This is a genomic window from Pseudomonas sp. MYb118 (assembly GCF_040947875.1).
Classification (GTDB): domain Bacteria; phylum Pseudomonadota; class Gammaproteobacteria; order Pseudomonadales; family Pseudomonadaceae; genus Aquipseudomonas.
Genome location: NZ_JBFRXN010000002.1, coordinates 1,542,008 through 1,555,591, shown reverse-complemented (window position 1 = coordinate 1,555,591; position 13,584 = coordinate 1,542,008). Strand labels below are relative to the sequence as shown.

Here is a 13,584-nt window from a genome sequence, read left to right as displayed (position 1 = left end):
TTACGATTCCTGTAATCATCCACTGCACGCGTCAAAAGACATGCGCGCAGCTAGTCCATCCCGCTAATGCGGAATGAGGCTCAATGTGGGACAGGAATCAAACGCGAGGCGGTCGCCATACCCCGGATGGGGTCTGTATGGGTAGGGATTTAATGAAGAAGGAAGCCACTACGGGGCTGAATACGGTCACAGGAGGCTTCAAGATCGAAACTTGAAGCATGCCGCCAGTTTTGCACTCCTGGCCCGGCTTGCACGGTTTTCCATGCTCTGTCGGGCTTTTCATGTCGTTACAGCAGTCCATTCCCATGTCATCCATCATTGCCATTCCCATGGTCTTCATCGGGCAAGGTTCTGTGGGTGCCTGCACGCCCGCCATCCCAGACAGGGGAAGCGTCAAGCTGATCAGGAAAAGGATGCAAAACCGCAGGTAGCGTTTCATAGAACTGGAGTGTAGTTGGTGCGAACCGCCCTTACAATTGAACAGGCCAAACGTCAAAGCTTCGACTTGATAGCTCTGACTTCGGAAAGATTCCGAGCGTTTCACTCACGAGCAGTAGACCAAGCAGGCAGGCTGATCGTAAAAGTCGTCCGACCATCTATGGAGACACACCCAACAGTTCCGTCATGCGCATCTACCAGCGATTTTACGATTGCCAAACCCAGCCCTGCATTGTTTGTAGAGCTTTCCCTTCGTGCAGGGTCAACCCTATAAAACCGATCAAACAACCGAGGCAGATGTTCAGCGGCGATTTGTTCACCAGGATTTTGCACTGATAAACTGATCATGCTGCCGGACGGTTCGATGTTCACAGAAATGGTGCCACCAGAGGGCGTGTACCGGATCGCATTCGATAGCAAATTGGAAACCATCCTGTCCAGCATAGTCCTGTCACCACGCACCTCACCGTGTCCAATGACCTGTAGCTTCAGACCGGTGTCATCTGCCAGCAGTTGGTAATACTCCAAGAGTTTCTCCACCACCGACCGCAGTTCGACTTTTTCTTTCGCGGGTAGAACCAGACCGTTATCAGACTTCGCTAAAAAGAGCATGCCATCGATGATGCTTGAAAGTCGGTTGAGATCTTCCAGATTGGAGTAAAGATTCTCCTCATATATTTCTGGCGCACGCTTTTTTGTGAGGATGACTTCAGTATGCGTTCGCAGATTACTAATTGGCGTACGAAGCTCATGGGCAATATCGGCTGAGAAATTAGATAACCGAGAAAATGACTCTTCTAGCCGGGCAAGCATGGCATTGAACGAACTGACGAGTAGCTCAAGCTCACGAGGCACAAAATCCATTGGAATGCGCTCTTTCAGCGATCCTGCCGACATCGAAGCCGCGACTTGCGTCACTCGTGCGACGGGTTTTAGGCCGCTGCGCGCAACCAACCAACCCAAGCCGGCGCTGACCAATGCACTTATCGCCAAACCTATCACCAACCACCAGCGTAGAGTCTCCACGAAATGCATGTGGCTTGTGATATCCATACTCAGCCAGGCCGTCAGTGGCCCTGCTTCATTCACCAAGTGAACTTGGGCTTTCATTCCTCGGTAAAGATGGCCTCCGTCTGTCCACTCCCACATATCATCATCAGGAGCATCGGGAGGAATAGAAGGATGCTGAGCTGCGTTAGAGGTCGCAAAGATCGTTTTTCCTCCCTGCATGACAATCGAGGCTGAGAGTTCCTGGTGCGCCCCCAATAACGCTTGTAACTGAAGCAATACATCCGAACGGTCAGCCGAGCCAGCTTCGCCGTCCATGATTTGACGAATTGATTCGAGCTTTTCCGTCATAGCTTGCCGGTCGAGTGCCTTGAAGTGATGCCGGCTGAAACCGTCGAAGGTGAAGCCTGCTACTATGAGCACTGCTACCACAGCGCAAACAAACATCAGGCTTAGACGAAGCGTTAGAGACGGGCGCTTCATTCTGAGTCCGGGGCATCAAGCATATAGCCCATGCCTCGCGAGGTCTGAATCAGCTTTGTATCGAAATCATCATCAATCTTGGCCCTAAGCCTGCGAATGGCGACCTCAATCACGTTGGTATCGCTGTCGAAATTCATATCCCAGACCTGGGATGCGATGAGCGACTTTGAGAGAACCTCCCCTCTGCGGCGCATCAGCAGTTCCAGCAAAGCAAACTCCTTGGCTGTCAGGTCAATGCGTTGACCTGAGCGCGAGGCCCGACGTTTGAGCAAGTCGACTTCAAGATCGCCGATTTTGATAGACGTCAGATTGGGAGCACCGGCCCCCCGACGCAGAAGGCTTCTGACGCGAGCGAGTAGCTCAGAAAACGCGAACGGCTTAACTAAATAATCATCTGCACCAAGCTCTAAGCCTCTAACGCGGTCATCGACTCCGTCCCTGGCTGTAAGGAATAACACGGGAACCAAGCTTCCAGCCGCACGAACACTTTGGATGACCTCCCATCCGTCAAACCCAGGCATCATCACGTCCAGAATCAGAAGGTCGTAGCTCTCGTTCAGCGCCTGATGCAATGCCTCCGTGCCTGTCACCACCCGGTCGACATTAAAACCCGCCTCCAAAAGTCCTTGCTGGAGATACATTCCGGTTTTGGGTTCGTCTTCTGCTACCAGGATTTTCATGGTGGAACTCCAGCTGTGCGTAACTCAAGTGTGCTACGAAACCGACAACGATGCGCAAGCTGACGCAAATGTAATCGCTCTGACAGCTGACAGAAAGCGCCCAGGCACCATGGCATGGAAGGGCGTAAGCAGCTAGACGGCAGCTTACGAAAAGGTAATCGGCAATGATCAGTTTTTGCGCTTAACCTACCTTGGAACGGTGCGGATGCGAGGCCATGGTTAACGGCCCAAGGCATATATAGCAACCGCGCAACGAAATGTTAAAGAGGGCATCAACATGATGAAGCGCAAGTTATTACTCGCCACGGGGCTGATGTTCATAGGCGTTGTACAAGCTGCGGAGCAGCTCAGCATCGATGTCCACCGTGACGCGAATTGCGGATGCTGTAAGGAGTGGGTCAAGCACTTGGAATCCAATGGATTCAAGGTGACTGACCATGTGGAAAGCGATATGAGCGCTATCAATAAAGGGCTGGGTGTGCCGCAGGGACTAGCGTCCTGCCACACGGGCATTATTGGTGGGAAATTCGTAGAAGGCCATGTTCCAGCGGACGACATTAAGAAGTTGAATGATCGTCCCGACCTTGTAGGGATTGCAGTGCCAGGCATGCCAGCAGGTTCGCCTGGTATGGACTATGGCCAGAAACATCAACCTTACCAAGTCCTGGGCCTCACCAGGGATGGCGCGCAAGAGGTGGTCGCTGACTACCCGAAATGATCGTCACGCAGCTCTGAGCGACCAGTGTTGCTCAGACCTGCCTAGGCATTACCCTTGGGCCATCTCGATTGAAGGGCTGAGCGTTCCTAGCCAAGCCACCAAGCAAACAATGATAACTGCACAGGTCGATTCGAGCAGCACGCTCTTTTTCAAAGCCGTGACTGCGGAAGAATAATCACCCCCGCTTACAGAGCGTTCCAGTGAGGGGCTCAGGTAGAAACGATTGAGGGTCGCGAGCCCGAGCATGCCAGCGAACAATATGATTTTTGCTAGGAGGAGAATGCCATAGGTACTGGTCACTACCTCTGTAATGATCGGCCCGACAATGAAAAGATAATTAGCGACTCCGGTGAGTATGATCGTACCCACAATGAACCCGCCCGCTGTTTCGAATCCCTTGAGCGCCCGAGTCAAAACCCGTACGAGTTGCTCAGGATTGCCTCCCCTCATGCTCAGCATCAGAGCAAAGGCTGCCAAGGCGCCAATCCAACCGCCAGCAGCCAGTAAATGGAGAATATCTGCTGCGAAATGCCAGAACCGTCTAGCCCCCTCATCCATCGCCCCGTGACCTGTCCATGGGAGCGTAGCTAAGGCAATACTGCCCGCTACGGTAGCTATCCAAAGACTAGCCGATGGCAACCGAGTGCTTTGGCTTGCAGCGGTTATCACCACCGCAAGCGAGACCATACGTGCTATCCAGCTGTAACCGATCTCGGTTTCAGAGAGCATCATTTCAAGGTGGGGTAACAGCTCCGCCCAGTTGGACGCACCGCTCATGTTTTTTGTCATGACCAAGAACGTGGCCACAGAAAGAAGAATGCCTATAACGGCAGCCCCACTCAGCAGCGACCCAAAATGCAACACCGTTCCCGAGACGCGCTCTTTCCCGCGAAAGCTGTACAGCCCGAACACTGCGAGCCCGAACAGGAGCATCAAATCCAGATAAAGCGCGAGGCGCAGCGCCACATTCAAAGGGTCGCTCATGCTTATTTCACTTTGAAAGTTACGGCACCGGTAATTGGATGAGTGTCGGACGATACCGCCCGCCATTCTACTTTGTAGGTGCCCGTTGTCAGGGGTGATGAAGGCGTGATTACCATGGTCTTCGGATCATTTCCGCCTGCTACGCTGGCTTTGACGCCCATAGGTGAATTCGGCATGCCTGGCATGTCAGTCATGATCAGCTTGGCACCAGAGAACTGGGTAACCAGGTTTTCGGAAAAATGCAGTTCGATTTTGGAAGGGGCCGCACCGGATTCGCCTTCTGACGGAGTCGAAGACAACAGCTTCGGGTGAGCTTGAGCGACCGAGCTCAGCAAAATACCGGATGAAAGAGCGACAGCCACTACGCAGGATTTCAAGAACGACATGCAAGGCTCCTCACAGCGCATAGCTGTTGTAATGAGGTTGAGTAATTATTTTTTTGGTGCCATTAACTCTGGTTTAGAACCAGACCCGAACGCCTAGCACCAGGCGTGCTTCGTTATTGTCTTCGCCTTCCTCGCTGGCGTAGTCAGCCGTTTTTCCATAACTACGATTCCAGGTTACGCCCACGTAAGGAGCGAATTGTGGACGGATCTCGTACCGGAGCCGCAGACCAATCTCACTTTCTGATAACCCGGAGCCAATGCCACGCTGGGGATCGTTTTTCCCGTAAAAATTGAATTCTGCAGTAGGTTGCAAAATGAGCTTATTGGTCAAAAGGATGTCGTAGTCTCCTTCCAGCCGCGCCGCAGTCTGGCCACCTTCGCCCAGATAAGCAGTAGCCTGGGCTTCAAAGTTGTAGAGCGCCAAGCCCTGGATGCCAAAAGCCGCCCACGTTTGTGGATCACCTGGTTTGAAGTCTTGACGAACCCCTCCGACGAGATCCCACCAAGGGCTGATAGCGTGCCCCCACAGAGCTTGAATCTCGGCTTCCTCTGTCTTCCCATTGGTGCGCTCGCCTTCAGAACGCAACCATAGACGATCCACGTCACCGCCTATCCAACCTTGAGCTTCCCAGTTCAGCGCGCTTCCTTCATCAGCATCCTGCCATTCCAATTTTTCGAAAATGAAATACGAGTTAAGAGCGGTGTCATGAACCTCATGGCCGCCAGGAGCTTTATAAACTGCGGCTCTCTCAGCATTTGTAATTGGGGGTATTGGAGTTCGGCTCTCAGTTCGACCCTGCTGCTTGGCGGGCTGCATCCCCTGCATCTGGCTATGATCCATGCCCTGCATTTGGGAATGATCCATGCTCTTCATCTGGCTGTGATCCATGCCCTGCATTTGCCCGTCGTCTGCAGACTGAGTGGTGTCAGCGGCTGCCGGCAGAACAAAGCCAAGGCTGAGAGCGACCGTAGCTACAACCGAGTGAATGCGAGTGCCACAAAAATAGTTGCTCATAGTCGTCCCCTTATTCATCTACTCGCACTTCTCGGAACATGCCCATTTCCATGTGATACAGAAGATGGCAGTGGTAGGCCCAGCGACCTAGCGCATCGGCGGTGACTCTGTAGCTGCGCTTCGATCCTGGCGGCATGTCGATGGTGTGTTTTCGAACAAGGAACTGACCATTTTCGTCTTCAAGATCGCTCCACATCCCATGCAAATGAATGGGGTGCGTCATCATGGTGTCATTTACGAGTACGATCCGGACTCGCTCGCCATACTTCAGTTTTACCGGCTCGGCGTCAGAAAACTTCACCCCGTTAAATGACCAAGAGAATTTCTCCATATGCCCGGTCAAGTGCAGTTCGATAGTTCGGCTTGGCTCACGGCCATCAGGATCTTCAAACGTGCTCCTGAGATCGGAATATGTCAGCACCTTGCGACCGTTATCACGAAGGCCCATACCAGGGTCGTCAAGCTTCGGTGAGGTCGACATTGCTTGCATGTCTACGAGAGGGTTGTTGGCTTCTGTCTTGGGGTGCGACTGCATGTCCCCCATCCCATCCATGCCTTCCATGGACATTTTGCTGTGATCCATTCCGGCCATGCCTTCCATGCCGGACATATCCTGCTTAGCGCCGTGGTTCATTGATGTCATTGAGCCGCCGTCCATTCCCGACATGCCATCCATCGAACTGCCACCCATGCTGGCCATTTTGCTGTGATCCATCCCAGCCATATCGCCCATCCCCCCCATCGAGCCATGATCCATACCCGCCATACCCATGTCGGCCATGGTGACGAGAGGACGAGGATCGAGCTCGGGTACAGGTGCGACTAAGCCTGATCGAACAGCCAAAGTACCTCGGGCATATCCCGACCGATCCATCGACTGGGCAAACAACGTGTAGGCTTCTTGGGTGGGCTCGACTATTACATCGAACGTCTCAGCTGTGGCTATTCGGAACTCATCCACGCTCACGGGTTTTACATACTGGCCATCGGCGGCCACAACAGTCATCTTCAGCCCAGGAATACGGACGTCGAAGTAGCTCATTGCCGAACCATTGATGAATCTCAACCTGAGTTTTTCGCCAGGTTTGAAGGTGCCTGTCCAGTTCGAATCAGGAGCTTGGCCGTTCATCAAATAGGTGTAAGTTGCGCCACTGACGTCTGCGATGTCAGTGGGGTTCATCTTCATTTCTGCCCACATCTTGCGATCAGCAACGGTGGCTGACCAACCTTTGTCAGCCACGTCATTTATAAAGTCGCTAACCGTTCGCTTGTGGGTGTTGTAGTAGTCAGCCTGCTTCTTTAGCGTATTCATCAACGAGGCCGGATTTTCATCCGTCCAATCGGTGAGCATCACGACGTAGTCACGGTCATACACAAACGGTTCGGGGTCTTTCGCTTCAATTACTAACGGGCCATACACACCGACCTGTTCCTGAAAGCCGGAATGACTGTGATACCAGTACGTTCCATTCTGGGTGACCTTGAATTGATAGACGTATGTACCGTCCGGCTCAATCCCGTGGAAGCTAAGGCCAGGTACACCATCCATATTGGCGGGGAGAATGATCCCGTGCCAGTGAATGGAAGTCATGTCCTTCAGGCGGTTTTTGACGCGCAAAGTTACCGTGTCACCCTCACGCCAGCGCAGGAGGGGCCCCGGAAGCCCTCCATTGATCGTCAGCGCTGTACGGCGATTGCCTGTAATGTTTACCGGTGTTTCGCCAATAAACAGGTCGAACTCCGTTCCTGACAGGACGTTCGCTTCCCCAAGGCCAGGCGCAGCCCATACAGGGTTGCGCCAGAGCCCTAAGCCCGCAAGAATTCCGCCTGCGGTGAGGCCTTTTACGAAGGTGCGCCGAGAGGTGTTGGAGTGCATACCGATTCGTGTCCCATCAGTCGGAGGGAGGCGCGCACTACTGCGCACGTTCCGAGGATTCAATCTCTTGATCGCGTGGGCGATTTCCTACATCGAAGATGCCACAAGCCAGCAAACGAGGTAATTACATTTCCGTAAGCTGGGTGACTCAGCATTGATGGTTTGGCTTTTCAGCCACAGGTTTGTCCTGCGCAACGTCCTCCTTCGGCTGTGTTCCCGAACTCGGGGTGAGCGTGGACATCGCCGTCTCGCGGGCTCGCTCCATGCGCTCAGCTGCACGGTCGCCACCGCCCTCAGCAAACGCCAGCGACGATATAGCCAAACTGAATGTAAGAATTAGAACTTTGGTTGCTTTCATGGCGCATCTCCTCAACAGAATTAGCTCTCAGGTAGTCCAGAGAGACTGAGCATCGGCTCAGTGAGGATGATGGGGGCTTGCACCTGTCAGCAGGCTTAGCCTGCGATTACAATTTTGACAGCGGCGTTAGCCGGGACTGATCAACATAACGGGAGCGCCAAAGGTGGCTTAGATCGCAGACGATCTAATCCAGCCGTCCACCTGCTCCACGCAATGCATGCGCCTGCATGGAAAGCTGAATCTCCAGATCTATGACAGAGAGTGCCGGCTTGATGAGGCAAGCTGAATAGCGAAGGTTCGCCTACCTTACAAAACTGTAATTTTTTTCTCGAAACCCAGCCAATCTGCTTGGGTCGGACGGAGTGTACCTTCAAGAAAAGTACATCAACTGAATCGACCGTCGACCTCGGAGAATTGGTTATGAACAGTAGCTATGAAGATTGCATTTCAGAATGCCTGCGCTGCGCATTGGCCTGTGAAACTTGCGCGTCAGCCTGTCTGGAAGAGCAGGACGTTAAGATGATGGCGAACTGCATAAAGCTCGATAGGGATTGTGCAGATATCTGTAGGCTCGCAGCGACCTTAATGGCGCGGGGAAGCCCCTTCGCGAATGAGATTTGTATGCTTTGCGCAAAGATTTGTAGGGCATGCGGTCAGGAGTGCGGCACTCATGAAACAGAACATTGCCAGAACTGCTCCAAAGCGTGTTTAGCTTGCGCACAAGCATGCGAATCAATGGCTGCTTGAGTCTTCCTTTGGCCAAGAAATCATCAACCTAGTGGCCAACCATTGAATGATGGGGTGGTCACTAGGTTGAAAAAAACCGACACGGCCTTAGGGCGGCAACGCAACGGATAAATATGGACATTGCGTGCGAAAGGAAAGCAGTCGCTCAATGCAAGCCTTCCCTCAGCCCCAAGCTCTGCTCAACAATGGCTACAGCATCTCTGTCGCTTTAGTAGACATCATAAAACTGTTTATGAAGATCCTGACACGGCTCAGCAGAGCCATGGACTGGTACAATAAGCACTTGGTGCGCAAACGCTCACCACTCCAGCCGTGGATACTGTAAGCCTCTTTTTTGCACTGTTAACCACCATGCTTTACAGATCAAAAAGTAGGTTTACAGGCCCAGATTGACCACGACAGTTACAGCACACCGTCGCTGCTGATTGACTTTGCAGACCCCGCCAAAGCCGAAGATCCGTTGAAGAACAAGATCCGTTAAAGCCCAAGATCGGTGCTCAGATAGTCATCACGCATTGCCGGCGTGGCCGAGCCGTCCTTGATCATACGTTGCTGCAAGTGCTGCACAATGTGCCAGCGCAGGCGGCGTCTGAGCTCCTGGTAGTTGAGGTAGTTACCACGATCGCAACCGCTTGTCTCCGGCATTCGTTTCGACAGTGCAGTCCTCAGGGCAATAAGACCGTCCTGGCCTGCTGTGCTCGCATGCAGACGGGTAAGGTCGTCGAGACCCGGCTGCCGCTTGTACTCAACTAACGCTTGCTCAATGACTGATTGAAGATTGGAGCGATATGTGCGCCCAGCGGCTGTCCAGATGCTGACTTCTAACGCCGAGTCTAACTCCATCAATCGTCGCCCCACCAAAAATCAAATCCAGACACTACATATTGTTGATATTCCAAACTTAAAGAGAAATAACCACAATATGTTGTGTTCTTAAAAAATTAGCTGTGTTGTTTGTAAACAAAGCATAAGCAGCAGCCTGCGGCTGCAAAGAGAAGCAACGACTCCCCGTAGGCCCCGGCCTCACCATGCTAGCCTTGAACACCGTCTCAGTCCCCAAACCGTGCCACTGAAAAGCCGTGAAAAACAGAAGTAAAAGCCAGAGGTGTCCGCTGAGGAAATCGGTGTCCGCGCCACTGCAGCTTTTCCTTTGCTCTCAAATATAAGAACTCCGTCTCGCTTAAAAATTTTCAAGAGGGGGGGGTGAAAACAAAATGGACATTGCCGACGAACGGTAAATAAATTGCCTATTTGTCAATCTGAGTGTTCACTCAAAAATCCTCGAAAACCTATAAAAAATGCTTTAAATCAGGCGAAAACGCTAACATTTATGAGTTTCGATTCACCAAATGCGAATTTTAATCGCCTACGAGCGCGCCCAACAGGTACATTGGCCATGCCGGTCGTTTCTGCCTCTAAGTCATACCAGTCACCGGCTTCAGTCAGAAATGCATCGCTGCGGTGAGTGTAGTTAGATTCCGAGTGCCGAACGACGGCTATTCAACGAGAGATCATTCACGATGGCTGTAAAGGGCTTGAAAATTCGTACGGCAGTAATCACCGACGCAGAAGCCATCCAGCGCATTTATGCTCCCATTGTTCTAAATACAGCGATCTCATTCGAAGAGACCCCGCCAAGCGTTGAGGAAATTGCTCAGCGGATAGCGACGACACTTCAGACATATCCCTACCTAGTGGCTGAAGAGGATGGCGAGATCAAGGGCTACGCCTACGCAAGCCAGCACAGGGCTCGTCCGGCCTACCGATGGGCTGTTGACGTGACGGTGTACATAGCAGAGTCAGCTCGCCGTCAGGGTGTTGGCCGTGAACTCTATGAGACCTTGCTTCCGATTCTTGATAAGCAGAGATTTCGCGCAGCGTACGCCGGAATTGCGCAGCCCAATGAAGGAAGTGTGGGCCTGCATGAGTCGCTGGGGTTCGTCCACATCGGCACATATCCGGAGGTAGGCTTCAAGCTTGGGAAATGGCACGACGTCGGCTACTGGCGACTCGGGCTGTGTCCGGCAACTCCTCCACTGGAGCCTATTCTCTTTCCTGAGCTTGAAGTCGCATCACAGTAGGCACACTCGATTTGCGTCGCGAGACATCAGGGTTCGCTAGTGAGATAGCTTTGGACTTGGTTGACTACATCCCGAGCGGTGCGGGTTACTCCGATCAATGTCGCAGAGGCGAGCCCCGTCCAATCGCCGTAACCCACCAGCCACAAATTGGGTGACGCAACACTTCGATTTTCGTCCACAGCCACTTTACCGTCCAGGCCTACAACGCCCAGGCTGCTCAGGTGGTCGAGCGCGGGAGAAAATCCCGTGCACCAGATGATAACGTCCACCTTTGTTTCGTCTCCTGATGACCACACAACGCCTGTCGAAGTGAAGTGCGTGAATGGCCGTACCGCTCTCAATACACCGCGTTCACGAGCGTCTTTCACCGATGACACCATTACGATGTCGCCCAACCTCCAGCGGGCTGCTCAGGCTCCACACCATCCTGTTGCGCCTTCAATCGAGCTGTAGCTCGTTCGAACAGGACGCGCCCATCAACCTCATCAGGTAGAAACTTTGGGACTTCTTGAGTTACCCAGGTTGCCTGAGCCACTTTGGAAACCTCGGCGTAAATCTGGGCTCCCGAGTTGCCACCACCGACGACAAGGACAGTTTTCCCCTCAAACTCATCCGGCCCAACGTAATGAGCGGAATGAAGCTGCTGCCCTACAAACAACTCCTGTCCGGGATAGCTTGGGATAAATGGGCGGCTCCAAGTGCCTGTTGCACTGATAACCGCTTTGGCCTCCCAAGGTGTGTGCTCGGAGACAACCCGTAATCCGTCTTCGATTTTCTCGACACGGTTTACCCGCGTGGATCGGATGATGGGAAAGTCATATCGACGCTCGTACAGAGTTAGATAGTCGATAACATCGTCCCGCCCAGGAGTCCCCTCGGATACTGCTGGCATGGGCCAGCCGGCAATTGAGCTCCAAGCAGACGGGGAGAATAGTCGGAGAGAATCCCACCCATGCCGCCAGGCCCCTCCCGGTGCTGACTCGGCGTCGAGTAATACATAGGAAAGGCCTGTACGCCTCAAGAAATAGGCTACGGTGAGCGCGGATTGGCCACCGCCAATGACCACTACATCAAATTTCGAGTTTTGATTCACCAGAGTCCCCCCAGGCCCATCTGCTTTACATCGGTTTAAACCTTGCGGCCATTCTCATCAATGACGACTTGTCCGTCTTCTTTGACGAAGCTGCCGCGCTGCTCTTGCGGCAGAAGGTCGAGGACTGCCTCTGACGGTCGACACAAGCGTGTGCCCAAGGGCGTCACGACGATAGGACGATTGATCAGGATGGGGTGAGCCATCATGGCATCGATGAGCTGATCATCAGTAAGTGACGTATCGCCCAGTCCCAACTCCTCGTAAGGAGTGCCTTTGATGCGAAGCAGGGCCCGCACCTCAATACCCATATCCTTGATCAACCTGACAAGCGTGGTGCGGTCAGGTGGGGTCTGTAGGTACTCGATAACAGTCGGCTCTTCTCCGCTGTTGCGGATCAGCTCCAAGGTGTTGCGAGAGGTGCCACATTGCGGGTTGTGATAGATCGTGATCTGGCTCATACAGTTTCCTCGCACTGACGTTAGATGGAGCGCTGGTTGACGCGTTTGGAAAGCTCTTCGGCGGACTCTTTGCGCTCGGAGTACCGATCAACCAGATAATCCTGGCGATCCCGCAACAGCAGGGTGAACTTCATCAGCTCTTCCATCACGTCCACCAGTCGGTCGTAGTACGAGGACGGTTTCATACGACCTGCCTCGTCGAACTCGGTGAACGCCTTTGCCACCGAAGATTGGTTTGGGATGGTGAACATCCGCATCCATCGACCCAGTACGCGCAGCTGATTCACCACGTTGAAAGATTGCGAGCCGCCGCAGACTTGCATCACAGCAAGGGTTTTGCCTTGCGTAGGTCGTACAGCGCCAATCGCCAGCGGAACCCAGTCAATTTGGGCTTTGAATACTGCACTCATGGAGCCGTGCCGTTCAGGCGAACACCACACCTGTCCTTCAGACCATTGCATGAGTTCGCGCAATTCCGCGACTTTGGGATGTGTATCCGGAGCATCGTCCGGCAGCGGCAAACCCGAGGGATCGAAGATTTTGGTTTCGGCGCCAAACTCCTCCAACAAACGGGCTGCTTCCTGAGTCACCAATCGGCTGAAAGAGCGCTCTCGCGTCGATCCATACAGAAGCAAGATTCGAGGCTTATGGAGTGACGGTGTACGCGGCTCCAGTTGCTCCAACGATGGAATGTCGATCAGGTCGGCGTGTACGTTCGGCAATGTATCTTGCATAAAAACTCCTACGGCGGCGCTAGGTTGGGCACCGCCTCGGTTGATCTTTAAAGCGAACCGATGCGATTCAGTTCAGCTTTCAACTGTTCAGCGCTGATGGTCTTCAGTGGCAGCGCAAGAAATGCGCTCACGCGCTCGTGAATTTTGGCGAGTGTGGTTTCAAACGCTGCGGTGATCTCGGCTTCCGACCCGCTAGCGTCAGACGGGTCGGCCAGACCCCAATGCGCCTTCAAAGCTGGCCCAAAGAAGATTGGGCATGCCTCACCCGCTGCCCGGTCACAGACAGTGATCACGATGTCTGGAGGCGAACCTTCAAAAGCATCCGAAGCCTTGCTGCTCAAGCCCGCAGTGGAGATACCCGCCGCCTCCAGCGTTTGCAATGCCCGTTGATTCACCCGGCCACTGGGAAAGCTTCCTGAGCTGACGGCTTCTACACCCTCGGGCGCCAAGTGGTTGAAAAGCGCCTCGGACAGAATGCTGCGGCAGCTGTTGTGGGTGCACATGAACAAGACTTTCATCAGACGA

General features: G+C 53.3%; 15 protein-coding genes and 1 pseudogene. 3 read left to right on the top strand and 13 right to left on the bottom strand.

Annotated elements, in window-relative coordinates; translation table 11 throughout:
• Positions 1–97: 97 nt before the first annotated feature.
• The 3 genes from ABVN20_RS13075 to ABVN20_RS13065 form a co-directional block, all read right to left on the bottom strand.
• A complete protein-coding gene (locus ABVN20_RS13075) occupies positions 98–439 on the bottom strand; it encodes a hypothetical protein (protein ID WP_368556082.1) in 342 nt (113 codons plus the stop codon).
• 101 nt (positions 440–540) lie between these two features.
• Positions 541–1,929, bottom strand: coding sequence for a heavy metal sensor histidine kinase (locus ABVN20_RS13070; RefSeq protein WP_368556080.1), 1,389 nt, complete (start codon positions 1,927–1,929; stop codon positions 541–543).
• Entirely contained in the window at positions 1,926–2,609 is a 684-nt protein-coding gene (locus ABVN20_RS13065) for a heavy metal response regulator transcription factor (protein WP_368556079.1), read from the bottom strand. The genes ABVN20_RS13070 and ABVN20_RS13065 overlap by 4 nt, the downstream gene beginning before the upstream one ends.
• A 280-nt stretch (positions 2,610–2,889) precedes the next feature.
• Between ABVN20_RS13065 and ABVN20_RS13060 the strand changes: the two genes are divergently transcribed.
• Positions 2,890–3,327, top strand: coding sequence for a DUF411 domain-containing protein (locus ABVN20_RS13060; RefSeq protein ID WP_368557704.1), 438 nt, complete (start codon positions 2,890–2,892; stop codon positions 3,325–3,327).
• 48 nt (positions 3,328–3,375) lie between these two features.
• Here the strand turns inward: ABVN20_RS13060 and copD are convergent, their stop codons facing one another.
• From copD to ABVN20_RS13035, 5 genes are all read right to left on the bottom strand, one after another.
• Positions 3,376–4,311: a copper homeostasis membrane protein CopD gene (gene copD, locus ABVN20_RS13055; protein WP_368556078.1), complete on the bottom strand. Its 936-nt coding sequence runs from the start codon at positions 4,309–4,311 to the stop codon at positions 3,376–3,378.
• A 2-nt stretch (positions 4,312–4,313) separates the two neighbouring features.
• Positions 4,314–4,697 carry a copper homeostasis periplasmic binding protein CopC gene (gene copC, locus ABVN20_RS13050; RefSeq protein WP_007247295.1) on the bottom strand — a complete coding sequence of 128 codons (384 nt, stop codon included), beginning with the start codon at positions 4,695–4,697 and terminating at the stop codon, positions 4,314–4,316.
• Between the two features lie 73 nt (positions 4,698–4,770).
• Positions 4,771–5,712, bottom strand: a complete 942-nt coding sequence (locus tag ABVN20_RS13045; protein ID WP_368556077.1) for a copper resistance protein B — start codon at positions 5,710–5,712, stop codon at positions 4,771–4,773.
• 10 nt (positions 5,713–5,722) lie between these two features.
• The gene (locus ABVN20_RS13040; RefSeq protein WP_368556076.1) at positions 5,723–7,588 is read right to left on the bottom strand and encodes a copper resistance system multicopper oxidase; all 1,866 of its coding nucleotides are present in this window, start codon (positions 7,586–7,588) and stop codon (positions 5,723–5,725) included.
• A gap of 148 nt (positions 7,589–7,736) precedes the next feature.
• Entirely contained in the window at positions 7,737–7,946 is a 210-nt protein-coding gene (locus tag ABVN20_RS13035; protein ID WP_368556074.1) for a co-regulatory protein PtrA N-terminal domain-containing protein, read from the bottom strand.
• Positions 7,947–8,366: 420 nt separating this feature from the next.
• On the opposite strand from ABVN20_RS13035, the gene ABVN20_RS13030 reads away from it, so the two are divergent.
• The gene (locus ABVN20_RS13030; RefSeq protein ID WP_368556073.1) at positions 8,367–8,693 is read left to right on the top strand and encodes a four-helix bundle copper-binding protein; all 327 of its coding nucleotides are present in this window, start codon (positions 8,367–8,369) and stop codon (positions 8,691–8,693) included.
• A 477-nt stretch (positions 8,694–9,170) separates the two neighbouring features.
• Here ABVN20_RS13030 and ABVN20_RS13025 read toward each other — a convergent pair whose 3' ends face one another.
• Positions 9,171–9,536: a hypothetical protein gene (locus ABVN20_RS13025; protein ID WP_368556072.1), complete on the bottom strand. Its 366-nt coding sequence runs from the start codon at positions 9,534–9,536 to the stop codon at positions 9,171–9,173.
• A 677-nt stretch (positions 9,537–10,213) separates the two neighbouring features.
• Here ABVN20_RS13025 and ABVN20_RS13020 point away from each other — a divergent pair.
• The gene (locus tag ABVN20_RS13020; protein ID WP_236383502.1) at positions 10,214–10,774 is read left to right on the top strand and encodes an arsinothricin resistance N-acetyltransferase ArsN1 family B; all 561 of its coding nucleotides are present in this window, start codon (positions 10,214–10,216) and stop codon (positions 10,772–10,774) included.
• 26 nt (positions 10,775–10,800) lie between these two features.
• On the opposite strand, the pseudogene ABVN20_RS13015 reads toward ABVN20_RS13020, so the two are convergent.
• The 4 genes and pseudogenes from ABVN20_RS13015 to ABVN20_RS13000 form a co-directional block, all read right to left on the bottom strand.
• Positions 10,801–11,870 (bottom strand): annotated as a pseudogene (locus tag ABVN20_RS13015) (ArsO family NAD(P)H-dependent flavin-containing monooxygenase).
• Positions 11,871–11,902: 32 nt separating this feature from the next.
• A complete protein-coding gene (arsC, locus tag ABVN20_RS13010) occupies positions 11,903–12,325 on the bottom strand; it encodes an arsenate reductase (glutaredoxin) (protein ID WP_368556070.1) in 423 nt (140 codons plus the stop codon).
• A 20-nt stretch (positions 12,326–12,345) separates the two neighbouring features.
• Entirely contained in the window at positions 12,346–13,059 is a 714-nt protein-coding gene (gene arsH, locus ABVN20_RS13005) for an arsenical resistance protein ArsH (protein WP_017337071.1), read from the bottom strand.
• Between the two features lie 47 nt (positions 13,060–13,106).
• Entirely contained in the window at positions 13,107–13,577 is a 471-nt protein-coding gene (locus ABVN20_RS13000) for an arsenate reductase ArsC (RefSeq protein ID WP_003395039.1), read from the bottom strand.
• Positions 13,578–13,584 lie beyond the last annotated feature (7 nt).

Excerpts from the sequence above, each read along its gene's own strand:
- ABVN20_RS13075 (WP_368556082.1), bottom strand. The coding sequence starts at position 439 with ATGAAACGCTACCTGCGGTTTTGCATCCTTTTCCTGATCAGCTTGACG.
- ABVN20_RS13070 (WP_368556080.1), bottom strand. The coding sequence starts at position 1,929 with ATGAAGCGCCCGTCTCTAACGCTTCGTCTAAGCCTGATGTTTGTTTGC.
- ABVN20_RS13065 (WP_368556079.1), bottom strand. The coding sequence starts at position 2,609 with ATGAAAATCCTGGTAGCAGAAGACGAACCCAAAACCGGAATGTATCTC.
- ABVN20_RS13060 (WP_368557704.1), top strand. The coding sequence starts at position 2,890 with ATGAAGCGCAAGTTATTACTCGCCACGGGGCTGATGTTCATAGGCGTT.
- copD (WP_368556078.1), bottom strand. The coding sequence starts at position 4,311 with ATGAGCGACCCTTTGAATGTGGCGCTGCGCCTCGCGCTTTATCTGGAT.
- copC (WP_007247295.1), bottom strand. The coding sequence starts at position 4,697 with ATGTCGTTCTTGAAATCCTGCGTAGTGGCTGTCGCTCTTTCATCCGGT.
- ABVN20_RS13045 (WP_368556077.1), bottom strand. The coding sequence starts at position 5,712 with ATGAGCAACTATTTTTGTGGCACTCGCATTCACTCGGTTGTAGCTACG.
- ABVN20_RS13040 (WP_368556076.1), bottom strand. The coding sequence starts at position 7,588 with ATGCACTCCAACACCTCTCGGCGCACCTTCGTAAAAGGCCTCACCGCA.
- ABVN20_RS13035 (WP_368556074.1), bottom strand. The coding sequence starts at position 7,946 with ATGAAAGCAACCAAAGTTCTAATTCTTACATTCAGTTTGGCTATATCG.
- ABVN20_RS13030 (WP_368556073.1), top strand. The coding sequence starts at position 8,367 with ATGAACAGTAGCTATGAAGATTGCATTTCAGAATGCCTGCGCTGCGCA.
- ABVN20_RS13025 (WP_368556072.1), bottom strand. The coding sequence starts at position 9,536 with ATGGAGTTAGACTCGGCGTTAGAAGTCAGCATCTGGACAGCCGCTGGG.
- ABVN20_RS13020 (WP_236383502.1), top strand. The coding sequence starts at position 10,214 with ATGGCTGTAAAGGGCTTGAAAATTCGTACGGCAGTAATCACCGACGCA.
- arsC (WP_368556070.1), bottom strand. The coding sequence starts at position 12,325 with ATGAGCCAGATCACGATCTATCACAACCCGCAATGTGGCACCTCTCGC.
- arsH (WP_017337071.1), bottom strand. The coding sequence starts at position 13,059 with ATGCAAGATACATTGCCGAACGTACACGCCGACCTGATCGACATTCCA.
- ABVN20_RS13000 (WP_003395039.1), bottom strand. The coding sequence starts at position 13,577 with ATGAAAGTCTTGTTCATGTGCACCCACAACAGCTGCCGCAGCATTCTG.